Source organism: Salinimicrobium oceani (genome assembly GCF_012037645.1).
In genome coordinates this window covers 1-375 of the sequence record NZ_JAAVJR010001002.1, presented here as the reverse complement: position 1 = coordinate 375, position 375 = coordinate 1, and the positions used below count along the sequence as shown (strand labels likewise).

Here is a 375-nt window from a genome sequence, read left to right as displayed (position 1 = left end):
AACTTGTGTTGCATGATTGTCAAGCACCAATTGCCATGGGCGTTTCTCATCATTAAGAAAATACCTGTAAATAGAAAAGATCTTCAGAAAAAACTGTTCCTCCAAAAATGTCCTGCAAAATATTGATCATTGAATTTGGATTGTCTCCAGTCTGTAGATCTTCCGCATGAAATTGAGAGACAGCGTAAACATCGGCTATATTACCAAAGAGATCTTTCATGGTAAAATAGTAGGATTGATCACTGTCTGCGTAATAAGGGCTATAAGATTAGAATAAGCTGGATCATGAGGTTGACCGGAAATAAGATCCAATCTGGTATTCCCACTGCGGGTCCAGGAGCGTTTCACCACCGAAGTTTGGTAATCTCCAAAACT

General features: G+C 39.2%; 1 protein-coding gene. It reads right to left on the bottom strand.

Annotated elements, in window-relative coordinates; all coding sequences use genetic code 11:
- Nucleotides 1–52: 52 nt before the first annotated feature.
- Nucleotides 53–220 carry a hypothetical protein gene (locus tag HC175_RS20475; RefSeq protein ID WP_168025251.1) on the bottom strand — a complete coding sequence of 56 codons (168 nt, stop codon included), beginning with the start codon at nt 218–220 and terminating at the stop codon, nt 53–55.
- Between the last annotated feature and the right edge of the window lie 155 nt (nt 221–375).

What these genes read in the sequence shown, in the direction of transcription:
- HC175_RS20475 (WP_168025251.1), bottom strand. Translation starts at nt 220, where the DNA reads ATGAAAGATCTCTTTGGTAATATAGCCGATGTTTACGCTGTCTCTCAA.